General features: G+C 33.8%; 18 protein-coding genes. 9 read left to right on the forward strand and 9 right to left on the reverse strand.

Features of this window, described 5'->3' with window-relative positions; translation table 11 throughout:
* Positions 1-37: 37 nt before the first annotated feature.
* From Q0770_RS05990 to Q0770_RS06000, 3 genes are all read right to left on the reverse strand, one after another.
* Positions 38-1,114 carry an ABC transporter permease gene (locus tag Q0770_RS05990; protein ID WP_299115353.1) on the reverse strand — a complete coding sequence of 359 codons (1,077 nt, stop codon included), beginning with the start codon at positions 1,112-1,114 and terminating at the stop codon, positions 38-40.
* Between the two features lie 136 nt (positions 1,115-1,250).
* Positions 1,251-2,867, reverse strand: coding sequence for a BT_3928 family protein (locus Q0770_RS05995; protein WP_299115064.1), 1,617 nt, complete (start codon positions 2,865-2,867; stop codon positions 1,251-1,253).
* Between the two features lie 6 nt (positions 2,868-2,873).
* A complete protein-coding gene (locus Q0770_RS06000; protein ID WP_299115066.1) occupies positions 2,874-3,416 on the reverse strand; it encodes a DUF1599 domain-containing protein in 543 nt (180 codons plus the stop codon).
* Positions 3,417-3,512: 96 nt separating this feature from the next.
* Here Q0770_RS06000 and folP point away from each other — a divergent pair, with 96 nt between their 5' ends.
* The 5 genes from folP to Q0770_RS06025 are packed head-to-tail and all read left to right on the forward strand — an operon-like array spanning position 3,513 to position 7,487.
* Positions 3,513-4,340, forward strand: coding sequence for a dihydropteroate synthase (folP, locus tag Q0770_RS06005; RefSeq protein WP_299115068.1), 828 nt, complete (start codon positions 3,513-3,515; stop codon positions 4,338-4,340).
* Positions 4,341-5,036, forward strand: coding sequence for a hypothetical protein (locus Q0770_RS06010; protein ID WP_299115069.1), 696 nt, complete (start codon positions 4,341-4,343; stop codon positions 5,034-5,036).
* A gap of 35 nt (positions 5,037-5,071) precedes the next feature.
* Positions 5,072-5,854, forward strand: a complete 783-nt coding sequence (gene cdaA, locus Q0770_RS06015; RefSeq protein WP_299115070.1) for a diadenylate cyclase CdaA — start codon at positions 5,072-5,074, stop codon at positions 5,852-5,854.
* Positions 5,854-6,663, forward strand: coding sequence for a DUF3667 domain-containing protein (locus Q0770_RS06020; protein WP_299115072.1), 810 nt, complete (start codon positions 5,854-5,856; stop codon positions 6,661-6,663). Before cdaA ends, Q0770_RS06020 begins: the two co-directional genes overlap by 1 nt.
* The gene (locus Q0770_RS06025) at positions 6,663-7,487 is read left to right on the forward strand and encodes a DUF3667 domain-containing protein (RefSeq protein ID WP_299115074.1); all 825 of its coding nucleotides are present in this window, start codon (positions 6,663-6,665) and stop codon (positions 7,485-7,487) included. Before Q0770_RS06020 ends, Q0770_RS06025 begins: the two co-directional genes overlap by 1 nt.
* On the opposite strand, the gene Q0770_RS06030 is transcribed toward Q0770_RS06025, so the two are convergent.
* Both Q0770_RS06030 and truA read right to left on the reverse strand, forming a co-directional pair.
* Positions 7,484-9,253 carry an ABC transporter ATP-binding protein gene (locus tag Q0770_RS06030; protein ID WP_299115355.1) on the reverse strand — a complete coding sequence of 590 codons (1,770 nt, stop codon included), beginning with the start codon at positions 9,251-9,253 and terminating at the stop codon, positions 7,484-7,486. The genes Q0770_RS06025 and Q0770_RS06030 overlap by 4 nt on opposite strands.
* Positions 9,254-9,286: 33 nt before the next feature.
* A complete protein-coding gene (gene truA / locus Q0770_RS06035; protein WP_299115076.1) occupies positions 9,287-10,030 on the reverse strand; it encodes a tRNA pseudouridine(38-40) synthase TruA in 744 nt (247 codons plus the stop codon).
* Between the two features lie 103 nt (positions 10,031-10,133).
* Between truA and Q0770_RS06040 the strand changes: the two genes are divergently transcribed.
* Positions 10,134-10,628, forward strand: a complete 495-nt coding sequence (locus Q0770_RS06040; RefSeq protein WP_299115077.1) for a metallophosphoesterase — start codon at positions 10,134-10,136, stop codon at positions 10,626-10,628.
* Positions 10,629-10,702: 74 nt separating this feature from the next.
* On the opposite strand, the gene Q0770_RS06045 is transcribed toward Q0770_RS06040, so the two are convergent.
* A complete protein-coding gene (locus Q0770_RS06045; protein WP_299115079.1) occupies positions 10,703-11,113 on the reverse strand; it encodes a DUF4293 domain-containing protein in 411 nt (136 codons plus the stop codon).
* Positions 11,114-11,327: 214 nt separating this feature from the next.
* On the opposite strand from Q0770_RS06045, the gene rho reads away from it, so the two are divergent.
* A complete protein-coding gene (rho, locus tag Q0770_RS06050; protein WP_299115081.1) occupies positions 11,328-12,977 on the forward strand; it encodes a transcription termination factor Rho in 1,650 nt (549 codons plus the stop codon).
* Between the two features lie 79 nt (positions 12,978-13,056).
* Here rho and Q0770_RS06055 read toward each other — a convergent pair whose 3' ends face one another.
* The 3 genes from Q0770_RS06055 to Q0770_RS06065 all read right to left on the reverse strand — a co-directional run bounded on the left by Q0770_RS06055 (position 13,057) and on the right by Q0770_RS06065 (position 23,294).
* A complete protein-coding gene (locus Q0770_RS06055; protein ID WP_299115083.1) occupies positions 13,057-18,255 on the reverse strand; it encodes a T9SS type B sorting domain-containing protein in 5,199 nt (1,732 codons plus the stop codon).
* A gap of 11 nt (positions 18,256-18,266) precedes the next feature.
* The gene (locus tag Q0770_RS06060) at positions 18,267-18,722 is read right to left on the reverse strand and encodes a hypothetical protein (protein ID WP_299115085.1); all 456 of its coding nucleotides are present in this window, start codon (positions 18,720-18,722) and stop codon (positions 18,267-18,269) included.
* A gap of 192 nt (positions 18,723-18,914) precedes the next feature.
* Entirely contained in the window at positions 18,915-23,294 is a 4,380-nt protein-coding gene (locus tag Q0770_RS06065; RefSeq protein ID WP_299115087.1) for a T9SS type B sorting domain-containing protein, read from the reverse strand.
* Positions 23,295-23,475: 181 nt separating this feature from the next.
* On the opposite strand from Q0770_RS06065, the gene folE reads away from it, so the two are divergent.
* Positions 23,476-24,150 carry a GTP cyclohydrolase I FolE gene (gene folE, locus Q0770_RS06070; protein ID WP_299115089.1) on the forward strand — a complete coding sequence of 225 codons (675 nt, stop codon included), beginning with the start codon at positions 23,476-23,478 and terminating at the stop codon, positions 24,148-24,150.
* Between the two features lie 38 nt (positions 24,151-24,188).
* Positions 24,189-25,670 (forward strand): cysteine--tRNA ligase, encoded by a 1,482-nt coding sequence (gene cysS / locus Q0770_RS06075; RefSeq protein WP_299115091.1) that lies wholly within the window; start codon positions 24,189-24,191, stop codon positions 25,668-25,670.
* Positions 25,671-25,672: the final 2 nt, after the last annotated feature.

The raw sequence follows: 25,672 nt of genomic DNA on the forward strand, positions 1-25,672 counted from the left end.
TTAAACCCGAAGTTTAGTTGACAAATCTCATGTATTACTATGACAGTTTTACACGTGGGTCTAACATAGCATAAATAATATCCACCAAAATATTAATGATAATAAAACAGGTTGCTATTACAAGTACAGAACCCATAATCACAGGTAAATCTAGTGTGTTTAATGCATTAACAATTTCTTTCCCAAGACCGTTCCATCCAAAAATATACTCCACAAAAACTGCACCTGCCAACATAGAAGCAAACCAACCTGAAATTGCTGTAACTACTGGATTTAATGCATTCTTAATCGCGTGATTTTTTATAATCTGAAACTCACTTAAGCCTTTTGCTCTTGCAGTACGAATATAATCTTGACTCATAACTTCTAAAAGTGAGCTACGCATCAATTGAATAATTACTGCCAATGGCCTAATTCCTAAAACAATAGCTGGTAAGACTAAGTTTTTCCACTTGATGTTTACCTTTTCTCCAAAATCATCAAGCTCGTAAAGACTACCTGTCATTTCTAAGTTAGTGTATTTATGTAATACAAAACCAAATAACCATGCAAATAAAATAGCACTAAAAAACGAAGGCACACTCATACCCAACGTACTAAACACCTGAATACTTCTATCTATCCAAGTATCTTTTTTAAGAGCAGAAATAACACCAAATATTAAACCCAAAATCATAGCAATAATTATTGCAGATACTGCTAAAACAAAAGTATTAGGCAAAGTCTCTCCAATAACCTGACTCACTTTTTTACCTTGTTTAGCAAAAGATGCTCTTAGAAAAGGCAATTTAATTACAGTAGTTGTATTACTAATTGTAAAAAGCTTTACTGCTGAATATTTATTAGCTTCTAAATAAGTATAATCTTCATTATCGGTTGAATGAAAAGACAAAGGTGATAAATCATTAAGGTAGTATAAATACTGAGTCCCTATAGGCTTATCAAAACCATACTTCTTTTTTACGGCTTCAACTTGCTCAGCAGTTTGGTTTTGACCCAACATCATTTTTGCTGGGTCTCCAGGCAATACCGCAAATAATAAGAATATAACTGTGACTACTCCTACTAGAGTAAGAATGGCATAAAGTATTTTATTTAGCAGGTAACTTATCAGGTACTTAAATTTTTATAAATCAGTTTGTTTTATCTAGCTTATTTACTTCTTCTATTGTATAATTTTTGAAAACAAAATCATCACCAAATATGCGCTTTGCATTTTCCTCTACTGTATCTAAAAATCCTGCCTCTGCTCATAAACTATTTACATTTTCTACATCAGCAATTGGCCATATTATTTGAATAGGATTATCAGTTTTCATACCTATAGTTCTTCCTTGCGTACCGTATATCTGAGGCTTACCATTATACATTAAATGACGATCTTCCATCATTGCTACTAAATGTTTAGGTAATTCTCCTTTATTTGATGCTTCTTTCATTAGAGGAAGATATTGTTCAATTTTCTGTGAATGCTGAATAACATACCAAGCAGCTTTATTGGTAGGCTCTCCTACCAAAGATTTGCCTGGATAACCGTAATCCTTTACAATTTTTTCTACCTTAACCATATTAACGGAGTCTATCTCACCCCATAAATTCATATAATCTAAAGTGTTTTCCTTTACAGGTATACCTATCCTCTGAGCAATTGCATCCTTTTCTTCTTTGGATTTAGCGAAATAAATTTCTCTTATACCTTGGTCCAAAGCATATATTTTATCAAGTTCTTTTTTAAGCTCAAAATCCATGCTCAAATTTGCATTCTCTAATATTTCCAGCTCTATATCCTCAATATCGCTCCAATGGGCTTTATTAATTACTGTGCCTTTGTTAAGAATGAAAATTCCTGGATTAGAACGTACAATAGTTTTTACTACTTTTTCATCACACAAGTAAGTATCAAAATTTAAGTTGTAATCTGTTTTTAATTGCTGTTTTGCTTCATCTCCCGAGGCTGAAAGTCCAATAACTGTGTAACCTTTTTTAATTGCATCATCAGTAAATGATTTTAGTTTTTCTAAACCTTCTTTTTCAGAATTATAAATATTATACATAGCCACTACAACTAGATTATCTTTCTCCAAGAAATAAGTCGTTAAGTCTTCGTCATTAGACTCAATGGTGAAATCTTGAATTGATGGAATAAAACCAGGGTCAATTTCTTTAGTTTCTACATTTATAACCTCATCGTATTTAGCTGGTCCACTTCCGTTATCTACATATGTTTTTTCTTCGCCATTAATCTTATAAGTCCAGGTATACTCTATCACAGGACGGGCAGCATTTTCCGGAATTGCCATTTCATCAGATAAATTGTTTCCAATTTTATAAGCTCTAAAATCAATTGATGGTAAATGCATCAATACATGATATGCAAACCAAAGCGACACAATAAAACTCAATAACGCAACAATAGTATTAGGTAACGTCTTAAAAATAGGTTTGATATACTTCTGTCCGTAAAACAAAATAAGAATCAATACTAACAACACTACATCTTTTGTGAAGCTCTCCCAAGGTGTTAATTTTAAAGCATCACCAAAGCAACCACAGTCTTTTACTTTATCAAAATAAGCCGAATAAAAGGTTAAGAATGTGAAGAACACTATCATACCCAAAAGCATCCAGATGGTAAACTTACGTTTATAACCAATTAGCAAAAAGACACCAAGTACAACTTCTAAAACCACCACAAAAACTGAAATAGCCAATGCATAAGGCTCTAAAAATGGTATATTAAGTACATCTGTACTAAAATACTCTTGAAGCTTATATGAGAACCCAAGTGGGTCATTCAGTTTTATAAATCCAGAAATGATAAACAAAACTCCAACAAAAATTCTACAAATTTGAACTATGTATTTCATACTTTTCTATTTTCCTTCACCTAAGTGAATCATTGCAAAAATTGCATAATTAATCATGTCTTGATAGTTGGCATCTATACCTTCACTTACTATTGTTTTGCCTGCGTTATCTTCAATCTGCTTCACTCGCAATAACTTTTGCAAAATCAAATCGGTTAAGCTACTTACGCGCATGTCTCGCCATGCTTCACCATAATCATGGTTTTTATCTAGCATTAATTGTTTTGTTTCAGCTACATTTTGGTCATATAATTTTGTAGCCTCATCAGTATCCATGTCTGGTTGCTCTACAACACCTTTTTCGAGTTGTACAAGCGCCATAACACAGTAATTAATAATGCCAATAAACTCACTCACTTCACCTTCATCAACTTTTCTTACATCATTTTGTTGCAAACTACGTATTCGCTGAGCCTTTATAAAGATTTGATCAGTTAGAGATGGTAATCTTAAAATTCGCCATGCACTACCATAATCACTCATTTTGTTTATAAATAAGCTTCGGCATTTGGCAATTACAGCATCGTATTGTAGAGACGTATTAGACATTTAGTATCCTATTATTTTTGCGTAAATTTCGCATAAATAAATCAGAAGTTCAAAGTTTTTGGAATTTGGTTTTTAACAATTGAAAATCAGTTATTTATGACAATCAACTGCAAAGGACAACTCATAGATCTTTCGCAACCCAAAGTTATGGGTGTTTTAAATGTAACACCAGATTCGTTTTACGATGGCGGCACTTACAAAGATAAAACCGATATCTTGAAGCAAGTTGAAACCATGCTAAGCGAAGGTGCTACTTTTATTGATGTTGGTGGTTATAGCTCGCGTCCAGGTGCAGATTTTGTATCTAAAGATGAGGAATTACTACGTGTTGTACCAGTTGTTGAATTAATATTGGAAGAATTTCCAAAGGTTCTAATGTCTATTGACACCTTTAGAAGCGAAGTTGCTAAGCAAACTATTGAAGCTGGTGCTGCTTTAATCAATGATATTTCTGCAGGAAAGATAGATAACAAAATGATTGAAACTATTGGAAAACTCAATGTGCCATACATTATGATGCATATGCGTGGTAATCCAAAAACCATGCAACAACAAACTGATTATAATGATTTAATAAAGGATATCATCAGTTATTTTGGCGAACGCATAGCAGAAGCCCATAAAGCCAAAATAAACGACATTATTATTGACCCGGGTTTTGGTTTTGCAAAAACTTTAGAGCAGAACTATACACTTCTAAACCAATTGGAATTATTAAAAATGACCAACAAACCTATTTTAGCAGGCATATCAAGAAAGTCCATGGTTTACAAAGCATTAGATACATCTGTCAAAGAAGCACTCAATGGCACAACTGCACTCAACATGATTGCTCTAGAAAATGGAGCTTCTATTTTGCGTGTGCATGATGTTAAAGAAGCTATGGAATGTGTCACGCTTTTTAATCAGCTAAAATCTAACTAAATGCGCTACTTATCATTATTAATAGTTGCTCTTCTATTTAGTTGCAAAAATGAAAGAGTAATTCAATTACCCGAAATCGAAAATGCAGATATCAAAGAAGTTTTAGATGTGTCTCCTGCGTATGTTTTTTATGACCAAACCCAACCTGACTCAACATTATTTAATAGAAAAAACTTAATTAGTACAACGAACTGGTTGGTAAACGTAGATAAACGACTGACTCTTAAACAAGCTATCCCACACTTACAATATTTACAAAACAAACGCCGTAAAGCATCGATGCATAAAAACGAAAATGCCAAAAATTACTTTACCTCTAATGATACTAGTATTAAAAATTTGGGATTTTTGGAGTTTACTGATGTCAATTACATTGAAGAAGAATCAACACATTTCTACTTAAAAACTTCTCAATTATATTTGAATAAAACTTTCTTGCATCTTCGGATAAACTCAAATAAAAAAGTGAATTTTATTAGAATTGGTAAGGATAAAAATCTCAAAAACAAAATAATTCGTTATTCAGATTTGAATAACTATTTAATTAAAATTAAAAAAGAATCAAAAAACTTATTAGTTGTCTGCCTAAATTTCAATAAGGAATTGATTTTCCAAGATTATATTTCAATAAAATCAGAATTATCAAAACTAAATATTGATGAAATCATTATAGATGGCAATGAGTTCTTTTATTAAACCTAATTTGTTAAATTAGCACAAAACCATCCAACTTGAGTGATTTACAACTTTGGGATTTTAGACTTATAGATTTTGTAGATGTCTTTCTTGTGGCCATTCTACTCTACTACATCTACAAATTGGTTCGGGGTACTGTTGCCATTAATATCTTTATTGGTATTCTTATTATTTACTTAGTTTGGGTAGTTACTGACTACCTTAATATGCACCTTCTTTATAGAATTGTCGATGGTTTTATGAAGGTTGGTATTATTGCTTTGATTGTGGTCTTTCAACCTGAAATTAGAAAGTTTTTACTGATGGTTGGTTCTACAAACCTATCTGGTAAACGACGAATTTTTAAAAATTTTAAATTCCTTAATAGCGATACAGAAACTACTAACGATGTTGAAGCCATTGTTAATGCATGTATAAAAATGGGAACCACAAATACTGGTGCTTTAATAGTTATAGAACGTAATAACAATCTTGATTTTTTGACTAATACTGGTGATGAAATGAACATTATCGTATCACAACCCATTTTAGAAAGCATCTTTTTTAAGAACAGTCCATTACATGATGGTGCCATAATCATTGATAACAATGTGGTAAAAGCTACTCGTGTTATTTTACCTGTAAACAATGAAGTCACTATACCCAAACGTTTCGGATTACGTCATCGTGCCGCTCTTGGTATTACTGAAAAAACAGATGCATTGGCATTAGTTGTAAGTGAAGAAACCGGTACACTATCTTATGTGAAAAATGCTGAATTTGTCATGTATAAGACTAAGGAAGAATTGATTGATAAAATTAAAAAAGACTTGGTATAATGGAGTGTAGAAATTGCCAAATGCCTCTTTCTAAGTCACAGCGTTATTGTTTTGAATGTGGTGCTCGTGTTATAAAAAACAGACTGACTACAAAAGCACTTTTCCAGCAAATTAATGCTGAGTTTATGTCCGTTGATAATAAACTTTTAAAAACTTTTATTCATTTATTCACTAAACCAGAAGCTGTAATTAATGGTTTTATAGAAGGTACTAGAAAAAAATACATTAATGTTATCCAATATTTTGCTATTGCATTGACGCTACTTGGTATACAGGTCTTCTTAATGGAACATTGGCTAAATGACCCTGAATTGTATACTTCTGATTTAATGGATGGTATTTCAAAAATGCCAGGCAATGAAAATAATCCATTTAATAAAATGGATTTTGGAGAGTTTAATAGTTCTCAAAGTATATTCTTTACATTAAGCATTCCGTTTTCGGCTTTAGGGAGCTGGTTTACATATTGGATAGTTGGATTAAGACGCTTTAATTTTACTGAGCATATAGTCATTAATTTGTATTATGGTGCTCAGACTGTTATCATATCAGCTTTTTTGTATACATTTTTTTTGGCATTAGGCTATAATTACTTTACACTCTCACTGGTAATTACTACTCTTACTTTTATTTACCTGTTCTATGTATTGAAGCGAGTTTTCAACACTCCTTTTTGGAATACTGTTGCGTATTACTTATTTATGTTTGTAGTATTTACTTTAATATTCATAGCTATTATGGTTTTAGTAGGTATAATTACCGCTATATATATAATTATAAATAAAGATCAGTTTATAACATCAGTATAATGAATTGTAAAAATTGTAAAATAGAACTCTCACCTGATAGTGACTACTGCAATAAATGTGGTGCACGTGTTATTAGAAATAGGTTAACATTTGGGAACCTATTTACTCATTTTTCTGAAGAGTTTTTAAATTATGACAACAAGCTCCTGCAAACATTTATAGCGCTTTTTACGAAACCTGAAGCCGTAATAAGATCTTACATTTCTGGAACGAGAAAAAAATATGTAAATGTTATAAGCTACTTTGCCATTGCAATAACAATAGCAGGAGTTCAACTTTTTATTCTTCAAAGATTCTTTCCTGAAGCTATGGACATGTCTTCAGTATCAACAGAAGCTACGAAAGAATTTAATCTAAAGGTTTTAGAGTTCATTCAAGATTACCAATCTATTGCTATGATGCTAAATGTTCCTATTTATGCGCTAGTCTCGAAATTGGTGTTTATAGGCGAAAAGAAATTTAAGTATAATTATACCGAGCATTTAGTCATCTACATGTATTTATTAGCTCAATTAAGTGCCATAGGTACTGTTATTACATTAACAGCAGCAGCTTTTGATTTATCTCTAGGTACAACTTCGCTTATATTATCGCCAATTCAGTTTATATATATTGGCTATGCTCTTAAACGCATCTTTAATTTAGATTGGACAAATTTTATTTTACGAACGCTAATTTTTATATGCGCACTTATTGCCTTTACAGTTCTAGCCTCAGTTGCAGCTGGTCTTGTAATGTATTTTAATGGTGATTTTCAAAAAATGATTGAAGCCCAGAAAGCAGCTAATGAGGCCGCAAGAACAGTTAAAGATACTATTAACTAGACTGCTTCGGCATTAAGAAACTGAACTTCGTATAGATTACGATAATATCCATCTTCTTTTTCTAGAAGCGATTGATGTGTACCAATTTCAACAATTTGTCCAGCATCCATAACTATTATTTTATCAGCTTGTTGAATAGTTGCTAAACGATGAGCTATAATAATTGATGTCCTACCTTGAGTAATCTTATCTGTAGCATCTTGCATTAACTGCTCAGAATAAGAATCTACTGAAGAGGTAGCCTCATCTAAAATTAAGATACTTGGATTAGTCATGTAAGCACGTAAAAACGAAATCAATTGTCGCTGTCCAGAAGATAACATCACACCACGCTCTTTTACGTTGTAATGATAGCCATTTGGCAGGCTAGATATAAAATCATGAATACCAATTGCTTTTGCCGCTTCAACAACATCTGCTTCAGAAATATCAGGATTATTTAAAGTAATATTATTTAGAATTGTATCTGCAAATAAGAAAACATCTTGTAATACAACAGCAATTTGTTCACGCAAGGATTTTAAAGAAAAGGCTTTAATATTTGTACCATCAATAGCAATCTCACCAGAATCGATATCATAAAAACGATTCAATAAATTAATAATGGTAGATTTCCCTGCTCCTGTTGCACCAACAATAGCTATAGTTTCACCAGAATTAATATCTAATGATACATCTTTTAGTACTTCCTCATCTTTTATGTAAGAAAAACGAACATTTTTAAGCGAAATAGCACCTTTAAAATTTTTAGCTTCAAGCTTACCATCATCATTAATTTGAGATTCTGTATCTAATACCTTAAACACACGGTCAGCTGCAACCATACCCATTTGCAACGTATTAAACTTGTTTGCTATTTGGTTTAATGGTCTAAATAGCATAGGTATAAACATAGTAAATGACACGAGCTGACCTATTGTTGTCATCGAACTTTCTGCAACAATATTATAACCACCAACAAGAATTATTGTAGCTAATGTTACAGATGATAAAAATTCTGCAATTGGGAAAAAAATAGAATTATACCATACTGTTTTTAACCATCCTTTTTTATGACGCTCATTAATTTTTGTGAAGTTTTTATATTCTGTTTTCTCTCTTGTAAAAAGTTGAAGGATTTTCATACCCGTAACACGCTCTTGTACAAAAGAATTAAGATTTGATACTTCTGTACGCACATCTTCAAAAGCACGTTTCATATATCTTTGAAAAATCTTAGTAGCAAAAACAATTACTGGTAATGTTACAAAAACAATCAGACTCAATTTAGTATTTATGTAAAGCATCACACCTGCTACCACAGCCATCTTAAGAATATCGCTAAAAATCATGAACAGACCTTGACCAAAAATATCAGCAATGCGCTCCATATCTGTCACAGCTCTTGTAATTAAAACACCTACAGAAGAGTTATCATAGTAAGTCATTTTAAATTTAAGCATGTGCTTAAACAATTTGACTCTAATATCTTTTACAACAGATTGTCCTAACCAACTTGCATAATATATAAATAGTAATTGGCAAATAACTTCAAGGACAAGAAGCCCAAGCATCAAGACAATATAAAACAAAAAGCCATCGTACTTTTTAAGTGAAATTTGAGTGTCTATAGCCTCTTTTAACACATAAGGTCTTGTAGCTCCAAAGACAGCCAAACCAATAACGCAAATTAAAGACACAATGAAAATCAAACGATACGGCTTAATGTAATTAAGCAATCGTTTGAATAAACTTATATCAAATATTTTCTTTTGGTTGTCTGCCATGTTTACTTTTCTCAAAAGCGGAAATCTTTTTATTTACATTACTATACCATTTGGATAAAGAACTTCAGTCAAATATAAGCCTTTTGCTGGCACAGAAAATCCTGCCTCTCCTCTATTTTTTGACGCAATAATTTTATGCATATCATTGACTTCACACTTTCCCAAACCTATAGTTATTAATGTGCCCACAATTGCTCTTACCATGTTTCTTAAAAAACGGTCTGCACTTATGGTAAAAATGAGCATATCATCTTCTTGTTTCCATTGTGCATATTCAATCTTACAATTATACGTTTTTACGTCAGTGTTACTTTTTGAAAAACATTGAAAATCTGTATACTCAAGCAATATGTTCGCAGCTTCATTCATTCTATCAACATCAAAATCTTGATGCAAATAGTAAGCGTAATCAAACTGAAACACATCTTTTTTCAAAGCAATCTTATACTCATAACTTCGTTTTATAGCATGAAATCTTGCATGTGCATCATCATTAACCTGAAAAACAGATTGTATAGCTATATCTTTTGGCAAAAAAGAATTGAGTTTGAATCTCAAGGTATCCGTATCAATAGTTTCATCAATATCAAAATGCGCAAACATTTGTGACGCATGCACACCTGTATCTGTTCTTCCAGCACCAGTAATACTTAATTTAGTATTCAATAATTTTGAAAGCGCATCTTGTAGGGTTTCCTGAATAGTAACTGCATTAGGCTGTATCTGCCAACCATGGTAAGCACTTCCGTTATATGACAATTGAATAAAATACCTCAAAAACCTTATTTTTGCTTTTAAAAGCAACAAAGATAACTGTTTTTACTGCTAAAGAAATCCTAAATATTTTTAATTCAATTTCTGATATTTTCAAAATATAGTCATGAAAAAAATCCTACTCCTATCTGACACCCATAGTTACATTGATAAAAACATTTTAAAACATGTAAAACAAGCTGATGAAGTTTGGCATGCAGGTGACATAGGTGACTTAAAAGTGACGGATGAAATTAAAAAGCTAAAACCGCTACGATCAGTTTACGGTAATATTGATAATGCAGAAGCCAGAGCTGAATTCCCAGAACACAATCGTTTTATGTGTGAAAATGTCGATGTTTGGATAACTCATATAGGCGGTTATCCTCCTAATTATAATATTAGAGTAAGAGAAGAATTACGATTAAATCCACCAAGACTTTTTATTTGTGGGCACTCGCATATTTTAAAAGTAATGCCAGATAAAAAATTAAATGTTTTGCATATGAATCCTGGAGCTGTTGGCACACATGGCTTTCATAAAGTGAGAACCATGTTAAGATTTACAATTGATGGAAAGAAAATTGACAATCTCGAAGTTATTGAGTTTCCAAGAAGGTAAAGGCTAAATAAAATAAAAAGCCCGAAGTAAAAACTTCGGGCTTTTCGCACTAATACTACTAAGATTTTAGGTGTTTATCGTAATCTATCTACAGATTTTACAAGATCTTCGTCCTTTTTAATTGCCTTATTTGCTAAGACTAAAAACACGATAGAAAAAATAGGAAGAATCAACCCAATACCTTTCTCAGAAACCAAAGTTTCTCCAGATAAATTTAGAGACTGATACACGAACACTCCTAGTAAAATAAAGTTTAATATTATATTAAGTCGTCCCAAAACAAACTGAGACTTTCTATTTTTAAAACTAAATATCGAAATCAAAGATAACAAAGCTGAACCTAAAAACAAGCCTAAATACATGTAGTTATCTTTAGCAAATACAAGTACTTGATTTTTATCGGTATACAAATCGAACACAAAAATTAACCCCGCAGAAATTGCTACTGCGACTAATAAATAAAGTGTCTGTATGCGTTGAATCATTACTATTCTTTATAATTGAAGCACAAAATTAGTAGTTTATTTTTAAATGATATACCTATTTTTAAATAAAAATTGTATTATTGCACTAGTGCTATGGAAATCAAAATATTCAAAAGCACTTCTTCCGATTTAATTTCTCATTTTCTTTTATTTTATTTCATTAGAAAATTTTAATTAATCAAAGCCATTATTATAATTCTATACACACATATTAATGTTTGAAATTTCACAGTTAAAAGCAAAAAAACTACCTGAATTACAGGAGATTGCAAAACAACTTAAAGTCCCAAAGTATCGTTCTTTAAAGAAGCTAGATTTGGTATATCAAATCTTGGACTATCAAGCTGCAAATCCAAGTGCAGTAAAGGCTGTTGCAAAAGAAGACAATAAACCTTCTGAAGAGAAAAACACACAAAACAAGCCACAACAACGCCAAAAAAGAGAGCGTGTACAAAAACCTCAGCAAGAGAAAAAAGAGCAACAAAAGATAGATTTTGATAACAAATCTTCAGAAACTAAAACTGAAGACAAATCCAATCCTAAGTCTCAACAACACTCTAACGATTCTAGAAAAGACCAAAAGCAACCTCAAAGAAAGGATGATAACCGTCGTAACCAGAATCAAAAAAACGATAACAAACGTGGTAACGATAACAACCACAACAAAAACAATCAGAACAAAAATCAGAATCAAAAAAACAATGGTAATAAGGATAACAGAAACCGTTACCGTGAACCAGATTTTGAATTTGATGCTATTATAGAAAGTGAAGGTGTCTTAGACATTATGCAAGATGGCTATGGTTTTTTAAGATCTTCGGATTACAACTACCTAACATCTCCTGATGATATTTATGTATCACAATCACAGATTAGATTATTTGGGCTTAAAACAGGAGATACAGTTCTAGGACATGTACGTCCTCCTAAAGAAGGCGAGAAATATTTTCCTTTAATTAAGGTGAGTAAAATTAATGGTCAGAGTCCACAAGTTGTTAGAGATCGTGTAGCTTTTGAGCATTTAACACCATTATTCCCAAAAGAGAAATTCAACCTTGCAGAAAGACAAAGTACAATTTCTACTCGCATTATGGATTTGTTCTCTCCTATAGGAAAAGGACAGCGTGGTATGATTGTATCACAACCAAAAACAGGGAAAACAATGTTACTCAAGGATGTTGCTAATGCTATTGCTGCAAACCATCCTGAGGTATATCAAATGATATTACTTATTGATGAGCGTCCTGAGGAAGTTACAGACATGCAACGTAATGTACGTGGTGAAGTTATTGCCTCTACTTTTGATAAAGAAGCACATGAACATGTGAAAATTGCTAATATAGTTTTAGAAAAAGCAAAACGTTTAGTAGAATGTGGTCATGATGTTGTAATCTTATTAGATTCTATTACACGTTTAGCACGCGCATACAATACTGTTCAACCTGCATCAGGTAAAATTTTATCTGGTGGTGTAGATGCAAATGCATTACATAAACCAAAACGTTTCTTTGGTGCTGCTCGTAATATAGAAAATGGTGGGTCTTTAACTATTATTGCTACAGCATTAACCGAGACAGGTTCTAAAATGGACGAGGTTATCTTTGAAGAATTCAAAGGAACTGGTAATATGGAACTACAATTAGATCGTAAGATTGCTAACCGTCGTATTTTCCCAGCTATTGATTTAACATCGTCAAGTACACGTCGTGATGATTTATTATTAGATGATAACACAATACAGCGTATGTGGGTGATGCGAAAGTATTTAGCAGATATGAATCCTGTTGAAGCAATGGAATTTATTAATGATCGCTTTAAGCAAACTAGAAATAACGAAGAGTTCTTAATCTCAATGAATGGTTAAAGCTCTCAAATAGATTAAATAAAAAAAGCCTTTGAATTTCTTCAAAGGCTTTTTTTATTTATCATAATTTAAGTCAAAATTACCGTTTCAAAGCAAAGTGTGCACTAAATGTTCGTCTTTCGTCACTTAATGGCTCATTGTATTCTAGCGTAAACCAATAATCGCTACTTGGCATTCTATTACCATTATAAGTTCCATCCCAACCTGGGCTTGTTGGACTTAATTGTTTTATTAGTTTACCATAACGATCATGAATGTATATTACTGCTGATGGTTGTGAGTTAATACCTCTTATATTCCATGTATCGTTGGTTCCATCTCCATTAGGCGTAAAGAATTTTGGGTAATCTATTACAGTAACATTCCTAAACAAAATACCACAGCCTAAAACATCTCTAACTGCGACCACATGATCTCCGCCAGATACATTTTCGAATTCTCCACTTAATTGCCATGGTCCATCATCCAAACTAAATTCATATTCACTATTTCCTGTAGCTGTAGCAACAAGCATATTATTTCCTGTAAAGGTTTGAGAGCTTACTTCAACATCAAATGTATCAGGGATACCTCCTTCAATAACTTCGGTCTCATCAAAATTAGTACACATAGTCACGGTAGAAGTTGATGTGTCTGTAACAAGCACGCTGTAAGTACCACCTTGAGTAGGAATTAAACTAGAACTCGTTTCTGTAGGAATAACATTTCCATTAAAACGCCACTCAAAAGAATAGTCAGCATCTGGAAGTCCAGTATTTATTACTGGAGGAATCGGAACTACAGCTTCATTATTACTAGTTAAGCATAAGGTGTAAGATTCATCTAAATTCAATATTGGAAGTAAATTAGTTTGAAGCGTGACTTCTGAAATTTCAAAACACTCGTCTGGTCTTATATTACTACTCACTCTAGCATATATAATTTGAGGGTTTGTTAAGTTTTCATATAATAACGGCAAAGGCTCTTCATCATTCATCGCATCATCTTCCGAAACGTGAAAACTAATACTTACATCAACTAGATCTTGAGTTCCAATAATATTTGGAATTCGAGAATTTAAATCAAACTGTGTCGAACCGTTATTGTCACCAACAACATCACATTCTTCATAAAAATCATCTAGTGCGAAAGCGCCATCTAGCACTTCAATATTAAATGATTGTGTACTCACAAAACAGCCAGTCACATTATTTGAAATCGCAACAAAAATAGTTTGCGGATTACTTATATTTTCGTAAGGACTAACTAAAGCATCAATTAAGTTTTCGGCATCAGCCTGAGAATCATGATAAGTTACCGTGAACATTGTTGGGTCTTGACCGTTTAAAATCTCGGCATCCTTAATTTCTAAATCAAAATCGAATAGGAAATCTGTGTTATTTTCACATTCTAAAAAATCTGTAACCATAACACTATCATCTGGTAATGGATTTGCATTAAACGATACTACACTACTATTTGGGCAAATATCAGTAACAGCGTATTCTATAACATAAGTTTCACCTGGAGTCCCGTCTGTTACTTCTCCAGTAACAGCATCAATTACTGCACTATCCGTAGGTGGAATATTAAAAGTAAAGGTTCCTCCCATCAAACCAGTAATTGTTACTACACCGCCATCACATGTTGGGGCTACTGTAAAGCTAGCATCATCTTCAGTAATCACAGTAATGTCTTGAGTTGAAGATTGAGGGCAAATACCAGCCGTAGTATATTCTACTGTGTATGTTGCTGCAGATGTTCCATTTGTGACTTCACCTGTAGATGCATCTATTACTGCGCCATCTGTTGGCAAAGGATTAAAAGCAAAAGTACCACCAATATCGCCTGTAATTGTTACTGTACCACCATCACAAGTTGGCATTACTGTAAAACTTGGGTCATCAGCTGTAAGTACCGTAACATCTTGTGTCGATGTATCTGGACATGAACCAGCAGTTGTATATTCTATGGTGTACATTGTAGCAGATGTACCGTTAGTAACCTCTCCAGTAGATGTATCAATTACTGCGCCATCAGTAGGCACAGGATTAAAGGCAAATGTTCCGCCAGTATCTCCTGTAATAGTTACTGTACCACCATCGCAAGTTGGTGTTACTGTAAAACTCGAATCATCTAAAGTTAACACCGTTAAATTCTCTGAAGTTGTCGTTGGACAAGTACCAGAAGTCGTGTATTCAATAGTATACGTAGCACCAAACAAACCTCCTGTAACTTCACCTGTAGCCGCATCTATTACAGCACCGTCAGTAGGTAAAGGATTAAAAGAAAATATTCCTCCAGTAGCACCATTTATAGTTGCCGTACCACCATCACAAGTTGGTGTTACTGTAAAACTCGAATCGTCAGCAGTGATTACAGTTAGGTTTTGTGCTGAAGTTTGTGGACAAATACCTACTGTTGTATATTCTATAATATATGTTGTGGCTGAAACACCATTAGTCACTTCACCTGTTGCTGCATCTATTACTGCTCCATCTGTTGGGACTGGATTAAAGGCGAATGTACCACCAGCATCTCCTATTATTGTCGCAGTACCACCATCACAAGTTGGTGTTACTGTAAAACTTGGATTGTCAGCTGTGAGTACAGTTACATCTTGAGTCGAAGATTGAGGGCAGATACCTGCCGTGGTATATGCTACAGTGTATGTAGCTGCTGATGTACCATTAGTAACTTCACCAGTAAATGTATCTATTACAGCACCATCAGTAGGCATGGGATTGAAAGCAAATGTTCCTCCAGCATCGCCTGTAATTGTTACTGTACCTCCATCACAACTTGGTGTTACTGTAAAACCTGGGTCATCAGCTGTAAGTACCGTAACATCTTGTGTCGATGTATCTGGACATGAACCAGCAGTTGTATATTCTATGGTGTACATTGTAGCTGATGTACCGTTAGTAACTTCCCCTGAGGATGCATCTATTACTGAGCCATCAGTAGGTAAAGGATTAAAGGCAAATGTTCCGCCAGTATCTCCTGTAATAGTTACTGTACCACCATCGCAAGTTGGGGTTACTGTAAAACTCGCATCATCTAAAGTTAATACCGTTAAATTCTCTGTAGTTGTTGTTGGACACGTACCAGAAGTCGTGTATTCAATGGTATACATAGTACCAAATAAACCTCCTGTAACTTCACCAGTGGCAGTATCTATTACAGCACCATCAGTAGGTAAAGGGTTAAAAGAAAAAGTACCACCAGCATCTCCTGTTATGGTTGCTGTACCACCATCACAAGTTGGTGCCATTGTAAAACTCGAATCGTCAGCTGTGATTACAGTAACATCTTCAGTTGAACTTAATATACATGTCCCTGAAGTTGTATATTCTACAGTATAGGTGGTACCAGAAGTTCCATTGGTGACCTCTCCGGTAGCTGTATCAATGGTGGCACCATCTATTGGTACTGGATTAAAAGCAAAAACACCACCTGTATCTCCTGTTATGGTTACTGTTCCTCCATCACATGTTGGTGCTATTGTAAAACTTGGGTCTACATCAGACACTAAAGTTGTAAGGTTTTGAGTGCTCGTTTGCGGACAAACACCTGCAGTTGTATACTCAACAGTATAGGTTGTGGCAGACCCTCCACCTGTAACTTCTCCTGTTGTAGGATTAATTATAGCACCATCAGTAGGTACTGGGTTTAAAGCAAAAGTCCCTCCTGTGTCACCTGTTATCATTGCCGTACCGCCGCCACAAGCAGGAGTTACTGTAAAGCTTGGATTATCTAAATCAACAACATCTATACAAACTTCTTCTGTATACTCACAACCAAAATCATTAACTGCTCTGTAGGTATAACAATGCTGACCTAATGTTGTTGGCTCAACTGTTATAGTATTACCAGTTGTATTTGTAATAGATGGATCAGTATCCCAAGACTCAGTAACTATTATAGGTGTAAATGAAAGTTCTGCAGGAACTATACTTGGGTCAAATTCAATATCCCATGAAAAAATAGTACCATCATCTTGAAAAAAATTGTCTCTGACAAGTATAGTCCAAGTCCCATTTAAAGGACTTCCTATTAAATTGTTAAAACTCTCTACTGGCAAATATGTCCCAGGTTGAAAAGTATCTACTGGAGGAGTACCTGCAGTAATTATTGGCGCTTGAGTTAAAGGAACAGCTGCTCCATTTGAAAAGCAATAATCACTCCCTATACCGGGGACACCATCATCAGCTCCATTTGACTCACCAACTGATTCTCCAAATGCAAGACTGCTTTGAAATAAATCTGCTTCTAATCCACTCGGGGAAATAATAGTAATATCTAAATCACCAACATAAGAGTGTTCCATATTTATACAAATACTCAATATCTGAGAAGCATCGGTTAACACAGCACTTGAATCAAAACAATCTACATTAGTTGGAGTTTGGTACTCTGCACCATTACCGTCAGGCAAATCAACATTATTATCAAAAGGAGGTGTACAGCTATCTGGTTGCAAAACACCGACTACTTGTCCTGTGATTGTGGTTGATTCTCCTATACATATTTGAGTTTGTGTAGCTTCAGTTCCTGAAAAATCTGGTTCATTACTTACTTGAATTACTTGGTTGATAAGGTTATTATTTTGGCAACCTAAAGGATCAATATCTGTGTTAGTATCTCTTATGTTTAAATTGACTATATAAACTCCTGGGTCTGGGTAAGAGAATGTTGCTGTTTGACCATCAATAGTATTTCCATCTCCCAAATCCCATTGATATGTTGCTCCTGTACCATCATCAGAAAAAGTTCCACTACCTGTTAATATAATCTCTTCGTTTGGGCAAACTCTTATATAGCCATCTCCATTAGGCAAAGGAGACGCAGTATCTATTTGAGAATTTATAATTTGACAATTTGTAATACATGATATATCAGCAGCCCAACCCGTTGTATTTCCAAATCCATTGGAAACAAATTGAATAGTTATACAACCCGTCGTATTGTCTTGAGTTGCTTGGACTGTATTTGGGCTTGTAGTACCTGTAAAATCTCCAAAGGGAGTTGCTGTTTCATCATCTCCATTAAAAATAGTCATGATATCAACACCATCCTCAATATTAAAATCTGTAAATTCTAACCTAACTAAATCTCCAGGAGTATCTGGACAAATTGTAATAATTATGTCTTCATTACTAGAATAGTTTCCACCTATTCCACCAGTATCATAAAAAGTACCTGTACATTGGTTAAATGTGCCAGCTTGCATATTTAAATCTTGACTAAATAATAAAAAAGAATTCAGTACAAAAAAGAGCGTAATAATTTTTTTCATATGATTCTACTTTATTGGTACTGTGATTTAATTATAATATAGTAATTTGTATCATCAACACGATAAATTGCTCCAGTGTCACCGTAAAATTTTAAATTATACTTTAATGGATTGAAGGTAATTGGATTAAAAATTTTATCCCGTTTTAGATTTGAGACAAAACCTGTTTGTAATGGAACATTCGATAATTGAGTATATTCTTTCTTTATGTCCGATGAATTTACTTTTTCAATTACTACCCTATTCCTGAGAATATGCTTAATTGCTTTAAGTCTATGAGAGCTACTGTAAACAAACTTGTTAGCCTTATCTCCATAAACCTCATCAATAAAAGCGCGTTCTTTTGAAGATAATGGTTCACTTAAATTGTCGCCATATTTAGCCAGAGGCAAAATCTGTTTTTGAGATTGTGCATAAAGACTCATTCCTATGCAAACAAAAAGCAGTAATAAAATTCTCCTAGTCATAATGAATACTTAAATAATCTCGGAATTTAATAAAATTTTAACTAAAAGATGCCGTTTCTAATAAGTTCTCGTTATAAGAGCATATTTATATATATGATTTGCAGATTAACAATATTTTTTCTCCTCTCATACAAAATAAAAATGCCTATGAAAAAATTCATAGGCTTTTTGAAATATCAATTTTAAAATAGATCAGCGCTTCAGTGAAAAGTGTGCACTAAAAGTTCGAGGTTCATTATTTGTAGGTTCTACATACTCTAAAGTAAACCAATAGTCGCTACTTGGCATTCTATTACCATTAAATGTGCCATCCCAACCTGGACTGGTAGGACTTAATTGTTTTAATAGCTTCCCATAGCGGTCATAAATATATATCGTTGCAGATGGTTGCGTATTAATACCTTCAATATTCCACGTGTCATTATTACCATCTCCATTTGGTGTGAAGAATTTAGGATAATCAATCACTGTCACATTTCTAAATACAATACCACAACCCAATACATCTCTTGCTGCCACAACATGGTCTCCACCATTAACATCTTCAAATTCTCCTGTTAATTCCCATGGCCCGTTATCTAGACTGTACTCATAAGTACTGTTTCCAGTAGCTGTTGCAATAATCATATTATTCCCTGTAAATGCTTGTGAAGTCACTTCTACATCAAATGTATCTGGTATTCCGCTTTCTGTAACTAACGCCGAATCAAAATTTTGACACATAGTTACCAGAGATGTACTAATATCTGTAACTGTTACATCATACACACCTCCTTGCGTTGGTATTAAACTAGAACCTGTTTGTGCTGGTAATACTATACCATCAAGGCTCCATTCGAATGCATAATCTGTATCTGACAATCCCGTATCTAAGACAGGTGGTACATCTACCACAGCTTCATTATTACTTGTTAGACATAATATATATTCGTCTTCTAAATCAAAAATTGGAAGTAGATTAACCTGTAAAGTTACCTCAGCTATTTCAAAACATTCTGTTGGTCTTATAACATTACTTACTCTAGCGTAAATGACTTGAGAGTTAACTACAAAATTTTCATACAGTAGTGGCAACGGGTCAACATCATTAAAAGCATCATCAAAACTAAAGTGATAAGAAATACTAAATGCCATTGGGTCTTGACCATCTAACACAATTGGACTTCGGGATGCTAAGTCAAATTGAGTAAAACCATCGTTATCACCTACAACATCACATTCTTCATATAAGTCATCTACCGCATCAGCACCTTCATTGATTTCTATATTAAATGAAATAGTACTTATTGAGCATCCTGTTGTATTATTAGTAATAGCTACAAAAATTGGTTGAGGACTACTCGTATTTGTATATAGACTTGGTAGTGGATTTGTTAAGTTATCTGCATCTAGTTGAGTCTCGTGGTAGGTTACCGTAAACTGTAATGGGTCTTGTCCATTTAAAATCTCTAGAGTTTTAGTATCTAAATCAAAATCGAAAAAGAAATCTGTGTTATTCTCACATTCAAAAAAATCTGTAACCACAGCACTATCATCTGGCAATGGATTAACCAGAATCTCTAGCTCTACTATAGCATAACATGTAGTCGAAGTATTAGTTACCCGAACAAAAATGGTTTCTGAAGGGTTTGTGTTATTATAAGCTGCTGGAGTTGGAATAGAATTATCACCTGCATTTGCACCAGCAAAAGTGGTATGGTATGTTGCGACAACATTTGGGTCTCCGTTAAAAATAAAAGCTTCTCTAATTGTTAAATTAAACTCCTCAGACAAATCTCCAACAGTAATATCATCACAAAGAACAATTGGATCTGGATTTAAATTTGGTGTTGGGTTAATCGTTCTTAAGCGTACATGAATACCTAAACCAACACAGGCATTATCTACATCACTATCTACTCTTACATAAATCTCTTGTTCAAAAGGTGAAGCGTCATTTCTATGATTTGAAATATCTGGAATAGCATTTAGTTCGGCTAATGCATCGGCTTGAGTTTCAAAATAGCTAAATGTTAAATTCTGTCCTACAGGCAATGCAGCTTGAGCTCTAATCTGAGCTTCAGCATCACTAAAATCAAAAGCTGTAATACCATTTGTAATATCAGTATCTATACCATCGACAACATCACATTCTTCATATAAAATCTCAATATTCGCAGGAATTTGAGTGGCAGAAACAAATAAATCTAGTTGTGCTACTCTAAAACATGTGTCGGCATTTTCTACTCTAACAAATATCGTATCTGGATTTGATGATGGATCTGTATTTGTATAAATTGTTGGGGCAACAATAGCATTTGTTCCAGCAGCAGCGTCAGCAGCATTTAAATAATAGGTAAATGTATGAGCCGTTGGATTAGTAGAAATTAAAACTTCAGATTCAGTTAAATTAAAGTCAGAAATACCATCTGTATCATTATCACATTGTAATAATTCTACCATATCGGTAATTACAGGAAGTGCATTAACTTCTAAATCTACTGCAACAGTTTCATAACAGTCTATATTGTCATTATTTTCAACTCTTGCAATAATTTGTGTATCGTCAGTATATAAATTCGTAATTGCGGATTGGTCATTATCAGCATCAGTTTGATTTAAATGGTAACTCACAGTAAACTGCATTGGATCTTGTCCATTTAATATAAAACTATCAATATCTGCTGGTGTTAAGGAAAAATCAACAAAACCATTAGTATCATCTCCATCTAATGTATCATCACATAGCTCATAAGTATAAGTTGAAGGTGTTGGTTGTTCGAAAACATCAATATTAAAACTAGTAGTATCAAAACAATCATCACGATTATCAACATTTTCTATTCTTACCCAAATCGTATCTTCATCGTAGGCTATAAGGTTTGTAAAATTATTTGGTAGTGGATTTGTTGTTGAGCTTGTCATTGCTTCCATTTCTTCTAAATGAAAAGACACCTCAAATTGCATCGCGTCTTGTGTTCCTAATACTGTTGCGCGTAATGCATCCAAATCAAAATCCCAAAAGCCGTCATTATTATCATCACAGATTAATTGTGGTAAAACAGCGTTAGCAGTTGGGTCATCAAACACATCAATATTAAAACTAGTGGTATCAAAACAATCATCGCGATTATCAACATTTTCTATTCTCACCCATATCGTATCTTCATCGTAAGCCACAAGATTTGTAAAAGTATCTGGTAGTGGATTTGTTGTTGAGCTTGTCATTGCTTCCACTTGTTCTAAATGAAAGGACACTTCAAATTGCATTGGGTCTTGTGTTCCTAATACAATTGGCCTTAAAGCATCTAAATCAAAATCCCAAAAGCCGTCATTATTATCATCACAGATTAATTGATCAGGCACTGCATTAGCCACTGGAGAATCAAACACATCAATATTAAAACTTCCTGTATTTGCGCAATCTGTATTTATAGTATTCTCAATTCTAATAAAAATAGTTTCTGCAGTGTAAGCTGTTGCGTTTGGATACAACCCAATAATAGGATTCATATCCATCTGAGCATCATTTAGCGTGTTGTGATAACTGACTTCAACATCTGTTTGAGCACCAATTACTGTAGCATTTAATAAACTAAAATCAAAATCCCAAAACCCATCATTGTTGTCATCGCATCTAAATTGTGGTGTAACAGCATTGGCTGTTGGTATAACCGTAACTATCACCTCAATAATATCACTATCAGAACTTCCTACGTTATCAGTAATTGTGACTTGATACTCTCCTGCATTAGAGACAGAAATCATTGACATCCCATCTGTCCCGGGAATCGGCGCAAACCCAGTGCCATCATCAAATTCCCATGCATAGTCTACAAAAGTAGGATCGTTACCAGGGTTGGCATCTAATGTTGTAGATGTCATATCACATATGTTTTGGTCAGGTCCTAAAATACCATCTACATTTATAATACTACAATCTGTAGAACCACCTCCTGGGGTTCCAAAATTGGTTTGTACTATTTCCACCAGGCCTTCAAATCCAACTCCAGTTGGACCAGGTGTCCAATTGGTTACTAGTAATAAATAATAATCTCCCGCTTGTGCATTTGGTATCGTCAATGTTTCAGAAGCTGAACCAGACCAACTGCAATCAATTATATTTGAATTATCGAGATTATTAAGATAGAAGTTAGGTTGATCTACGTTATCTGGACAGCCTACAGGAACTCCAGAACTATCAACACATTGAGAATCTAAATTAGTACAATTTCCATTTTCAGAAGCAAAAGGTCCCCAAGCAACAAAATCTACATCTAGTTCACCTGGAACACCTTCATTATTAATGCCATCTCCATTAAAATCTTGCCATTGATTAATTTGAAAAGCCAAATCTCCTGTTTGATCAACTCTTAAAAAAAACCAGCCTGGTCTAGGCGCGTCCTGTAGGCATGCTATAGCGCCTAAATCAAAATTAGTTCCAAAATTATTTTGAAAAACAAAACTACCTGTATTATCTGCACAAATAGGTCCAGCTTGATTACATGTAGCTCCTCCTGGTGTATTAATTTGCGAGTACGTGGCTATTGATATGGCTATAAACAACAAACAGAGAATGTATTTTTTAAGCATAGTTTTTCAAAAATTTAAGTCACGAAAATTAATAAATTCTTAACGAACATCTTATAAATTAACATAACATATCATTGTAATAACGTATTTACTTATATAACAAGTATATTTAAGAAATCCCTAACCTATTTATACTATTTTATTTAGTTATCTTTGCAATCTCATTTTACACACCATATAAATGAAAATAGAAAACGATTTTGATATCGATGCCATTGGCGATGATCACATTAGCTCTTCGAGTGAAACACCTCTTAGAGACGATGCTTTTGAATTAAGTAATTCTGAAAAGATTGATAGTATAAAAGCAGATGTAGAACACATCCTTGAAACTTTAGGATTAGACCTTACAGACGATAGTCTTAGTGGAACACCTAAGCGTGTTGCAAAAATGTTTGTTAACGAGATTTTTAGTGGTCTGCATCCAGACAATAAGCCTAGTGCATCAACTTTTGAAAATAAATACAAATACAACGAAATGCTTGTTGAGAAAAATATTACCGTATACTCAACATGCGAACATCATTTATTACCAATTGTTGGTAAAGCCCATGTGGCCTATATTTCTAATGGCACTGTTGTAGGTTTATCTAAGATGAACCGTATAGTAGATTATTATGCTAAGCGCCCGCAAGTACAAGAGCGATTAACAATTCAAATTGTAAGAGAACTTCAAGAAGTTTTAGGCACCGAAGATGTAGCTTGTGTTATTGATGCTAAACACCTTTGCGTAAACTCTAGAGGTATCAAAGATGTTGCTAGTAGTACAGTGACTTCTGAATTTGGCGGAAAATTCAAAACCAAAGAAACACGTCGAGAATTCCTAGATTATATTAAATTAGATACTGAATTTTAGTTCTCAATCTATCTTACAAACCACATAACATAAGTATAATGTCACTATACGACAATCAACACATAAAGATTTACAATTCTCTTTCGGGCGAAAAAGAAACTTTTACGCCTATTAATCAAGGTTATGTTGGCATGTACGTTTGTGGCCCAACAGTTTACAGCAATGTACATCTAGGAAATGTGAGAACGTTTATGTCTTTTGACATGATTTTTAGATACTTAAAGCATTTAGGCTATAAAGTACGTTATGTTCGTAACATTACTGATGCAGGACATTTGGAAAATGATGCTGATTTGGGCGAAGATAAAATCACAAAGAAAGCACGTGTTGAAGAAATAGAACCTATGGAAGTGGTGCAACGCTACACTGTTGATTTTCATAATGTTTTACAAACACTCAATTTCCTACCACCGAGCATAGAACCTACCGCTACTGGTCATATTATAGAACAGATAGAGCTTATTCAGACTATAATAGATAATGGGTTTGCATACGTAGTAAATGGTTCTGTGTATTTTGATGTGCATAAATACAATGAGTCTAATGAATACGGTATTTTAAGTAAACGTAAGCTCGAAGACCTTATACATAACACTAGAACTCTAGATGGACAAAGTGATAAAAAAAATCCACAAGATTTTGCACTTTGGAAAAAAGCAGAACCTACACATATTATGCGTTGGCCTTCGCCTTGGAGTGATGGCTTTCCTGGTTGGCATTTAGAGTGTACTGCTATGAGCACAAAATACTTAGGTGAGTTTTTTGATATCCATGGTGGCGGAATGGATCTTAAATTCCCACACCATGAGTGTGAGATTGCACAAAACCAAGCTGCCAAAGGTCTAGCGCCAGTAAAATATTGGATGCATGCCAACATGTTAGAGCTTAATGGTGCGCGTATGAGTAAATCTTCAGGAAATTATATAAATCCTGCTGAGTTATTTTCTGGTGAAAACGATAAAATGTCTAAAGGATTTTCTCCTGGTGTTATTCGTTTTTTTATGATGCAAGCGTCATATAGAAGTATTTTGGATTTAACCAATGATGGCTTATTAGCAGCAGAAAAAGGGTTTAATAGATTACTAGAAGCTCTTGGTAATCTTGATAATTTAAATACGAGTAGTTCTTCATCTTTTGATGTTTCTGAATGGCAACAGAAGTGCTACGATGCTATGAATGATGATTTTAATACACCTATTTTAATTGCTCATTTATTTGAAGCTGCAAAGTTTATAAATCAAGTTAATGATGGTTCTGCTACAGTCTCTAATGAAGACTTAGCCACTTTAAAAACAGTACTACATACATTTACATTTGATGTTTTGGGCTTATTGAATAGCCAAGCTTCTGACGGCGGAACTGAGAAACTAAATGCTGCGATTGAGTTATTAATTAAGCTCAGAAAAGAAGCACGTATTAATAAAGATTTTGCGTTGTCTGACCAAATTAGAGATGAATTAGCTGAAGCTGGAATTGAATTAAAGGATGGTCGAGAAGGCACTACTTTCTCCATTAAATAATT

The organism is uncultured Winogradskyella sp. (assembly GCF_947501905.1).
Classification (GTDB): domain Bacteria; phylum Bacteroidota; class Bacteroidia; order Flavobacteriales; family Flavobacteriaceae; genus Winogradskyella.

Bases quoted from the DNA above. Each gene is read 5' to 3' on its own strand.
- cysS (WP_299115091.1), top strand. From the start codon at position 24,189: ATGTCACTATACGACAATCAACACATAAAGATTTACAATTCTCTTTCG.
- Q0770_RS06065 (WP_299115087.1), bottom strand. From the start codon at position 23,294: ATGCTTAAAAAATACATTCTCTGTTTGTTGTTTATAGCCATATCAATA.
- rho (WP_299115081.1), top strand. From the start codon at position 11,328: ATGTTTGAAATTTCACAGTTAAAAGCAAAAAAACTACCTGAATTACAG.
- Q0770_RS06055 (WP_299115083.1), bottom strand. From the start codon at position 18,255: ATGAAAAAAATTATTACGCTCTTTTTTGTACTGAATTCTTTTTTATTA.
- Q0770_RS05995 (WP_299115064.1), bottom strand. From the start codon at position 2,867: ATGAAATACATAGTTCAAATTTGTAGAATTTTTGTTGGAGTTTTGTTT.
- Q0770_RS06040 (WP_299115077.1), top strand. From the start codon at position 10,134: ATGAAAAAAATCCTACTCCTATCTGACACCCATAGTTACATTGATAAA.
- folP (WP_299115068.1), top strand. From the start codon at position 3,513: ATGACAATCAACTGCAAAGGACAACTCATAGATCTTTCGCAACCCAAA.
- Q0770_RS06010 (WP_299115069.1), top strand. From the start codon at position 4,341: ATGCGCTACTTATCATTATTAATAGTTGCTCTTCTATTTAGTTGCAAA.
- folE (WP_299115089.1), top strand. From the start codon at position 23,476: ATGAAAATAGAAAACGATTTTGATATCGATGCCATTGGCGATGATCAC.
- Q0770_RS06060 (WP_299115085.1), bottom strand. From the start codon at position 18,722: ATGACTAGGAGAATTTTATTACTGCTTTTTGTTTGCATAGGAATGAGT.
- Q0770_RS06030 (WP_299115355.1), bottom strand. From the start codon at position 9,253: ATGGCAGACAACCAAAAGAAAATATTTGATATAAGTTTATTCAAACGA.
- Q0770_RS06000 (WP_299115066.1), bottom strand. From the start codon at position 3,416: ATGTCTAATACGTCTCTACAATACGATGCTGTAATTGCCAAATGCCGA.
- Q0770_RS06020 (WP_299115072.1), top strand. From the start codon at position 5,854: ATGGAGTGTAGAAATTGCCAAATGCCTCTTTCTAAGTCACAGCGTTAT.
- Q0770_RS06045 (WP_299115079.1), bottom strand. From the start codon at position 11,113: ATGATTCAACGCATACAGACACTTTATTTATTAGTCGCAGTAGCAATT.
- Q0770_RS06025 (WP_299115074.1), top strand. From the start codon at position 6,663: ATGAATTGTAAAAATTGTAAAATAGAACTCTCACCTGATAGTGACTAC.